This is a genomic window from Bacillus sp. AK124 (assembly GCF_053903085.1).
The window spans coordinates 4,227,501-4,230,000 of the sequence record NZ_CP096378.1; the positions used below are offsets into that span (position 1 = coordinate 4,227,501).

Here is a 2,500-nt window from a genome sequence, read left to right on the forward strand (position 1 = left end):
ACTTAACGTATACTTTGGGACCTTAGCTGGCGGTCTGGGCTGTTTCCCTTTCGACTACGGATCTTATCACTCGCAGTCTGACTCCCAAGGATAAGTCTTTGGCATTCGGAGTTTGACTGAATTCGGTAACCCGGTAGGGGCCCCTAGTCCAATCAGTGCTCTACCTCCAAGACTCTTACCTTGAGGCTAGCCCTAAAGCTATTTCGGAGAGAACCAGCTATCTCCAGGTTCGATTGGCATTTCACCCCTACCCACACCTCATCCCCGCACTTTTCAACGTGCGTGGGTTCGGGCCTCCATTCAGTGTTACCTGAACTTCACCCTGGACATGGGTAGATCACCTGGTTTCGGGTCTACGACCACGTACTCATGCGCCCTATTCAGACTCGCTTTCGCTGCGGCTCCGTCTTTTCAAACTTAACCTTGCACGGGATCGTAACTCGCCGGTTCATTCTACAAAAGGCACGCCATCACCCGTTAACGGGCTCTGACTACTTGTAGGCACACGGTTTCAGGATCTCTTTCACTCCCCTTCCGGGGTGCTTTTCACCTTTCCCTCACGGTACTGGTTCACTATCGGTCACTAGGGAGTATTTAGCCTTGGGAGATGGTCCTCCCGGATTCCGACGGAATTTCACGTGTTCCGCCGTACTCAGGATCCACTCAGGAGAGAACGAAGTTTTGACTACAGGGCTGTTACCTCCTATGGCGGGCCTTTCCAGGCCTCTTCATCTACCTCGTTCTTTTGTAACTCCGTACAGAGTGTCCTACAACCCCAAGAGGCAAGCCTCTTGGTTTGGGCTGTTCCCGTTTCGCTCGCCGCTACTCAGGGAATCGCATTTGCTTTCTCTTCCTCCGGGTACTTAGATGTTTCAGTTCCCCGGGTCTGCCTTCTCATATCCTATGAATTCAGATATGGATACTGCTCCATTACGAGCAGTGGGTTTCCCCATTCGGAAATCTCCGGATCAAAGCTTGCTTACAGCTCCCCGAAGCATATCGGTGTTCGTCCCGTCCTTCATCGGCTCCTAGTGCCAAGGCATCCACCGTGCGCCCTTTCTAACTTAACCGTTAAAAAGAATCACTACGTGATATCTTGCTTACTAATTGAATGTGATGTCTACTGTTATCTAGTTTTCAAAGAACACGCTTTGAAGGAATGATCCTTCAAAACTAAACAAGATCTAAACGCACCTGTCTATAAGACCGCAAGGTCTTATATTCCGTATAATATCCTTAGAAAGGAGGTGATCCAGCCGCACCTTCCGATACGGCTACCTTGTTACGACTTCACCCCAATCATCTGTCCCACCTTCGGCGGCTGGCTCCAAAAGGTTACCTCACCGACTTCGGGTGTTACAAACTCTCGTGGTGTGACGGGCGGTGTGTACAAGGCCCGGGAACGTATTCACCGCGGCATGCTGATCCGCGATTACTAGCGATTCCAGCTTCACGCAGTCGAGTTGCAGACTGCGATCCGAACTGAGAACAGATTTGTGGGATTGGCTTAGCCTCGCGGCTTCGCTGCCCTTTGTTCTGCCCATTGTAGCACGTGTGTAGCCCAGGTCATAAGGGGCATGATGATTTGACGTCATCCCCACCTTCCTCCGGTTTGTCACCGGCAGTCACCTTAGAGTGCCCAACTGAATGCTGGCAACTAAGATCAAGGGTTGCGCTCGTTGCGGGACTTAACCCAACATCTCACGACACGAGCTGACGACAACCATGCACCACCTGTCACTCTGCCCCCGAAGGGGAAGCCCTATCTCTAGGGTTGTCAGAGGATGTCAAGACCTGGTAAGGTTCTTCGCGTTGCTTCGAATTAAACCACATGCTCCACCGCTTGTGCGGGCCCCCGTCAATTCCTTTGAGTTTCAGTCTTGCGACCGTACTCCCCAGGCGGAGTGCTTAATGCGTTTGCTGCAGCACTAAAGGGCGGAAACCCTCTAACACTTAGCACTCATCGTTTACGGCGTGGACTACCAGGGTATCTAATCCTGTTCGCTCCCCACGCTTTCGCGCCTCAGCGTCAGTTACAGACCAGAGAGTCGCCTTCGCCACTGGTGTTCCTCCACATCTCTACGCATTTCACCGCTACACGTGGAATTCCACTCTCCTCTTCTGCACTCAAGTTCCCCAGTTTCCAATGACCCTCCCCGGTTGAGCCGGGGGCTTTCACATCAGACTTAAGAAACCGCCTGCGCGCGCTTTACGCCCAATAATTCCGGACAACGCTTGCCACCTACGTATTACCGCGGCTGCTGGCACGTAGTTAGCCGTGGCTTTCTGGTTAGGTACCGTCAAGGTACCGCCCTATTCGAACGGTACTTGTTCTTCCCTAACAACAGAGTTTTACGATCCGAAAACCTTCATCACTCACGCGGCGTTGCTCCGTCAGACTTTCGTCCATTGCGGAAGATTCCCTACTGCTGCCTCCCGTAGGAGTCTGGGCCGTGTCTCAGTCCCAGTGTGGCCGATCACCCTCTCAGGTCGGCTACGC

At 52.6% G+C, this 2,500-nt stretch carries 2 rRNA genes (both only partly in view); both read right to left on the reverse strand.

Annotated elements, in window-relative coordinates:
• Positions 1 to 1,070 (reverse strand): 23S ribosomal RNA (locus tag M1E06_RS21230) (it extends 1,860 nt beyond the left edge of the window).
• 170 nt (positions 1,071 to 1,240) lie between these two features.
• Positions 1,241 to 2,500: ribosomal RNA gene (locus M1E06_RS21235) — 16S ribosomal RNA — on the reverse strand; it runs 289 nt beyond the window's last position.
• The 16S and 23S rRNA genes sit together here, the layout of an rRNA operon.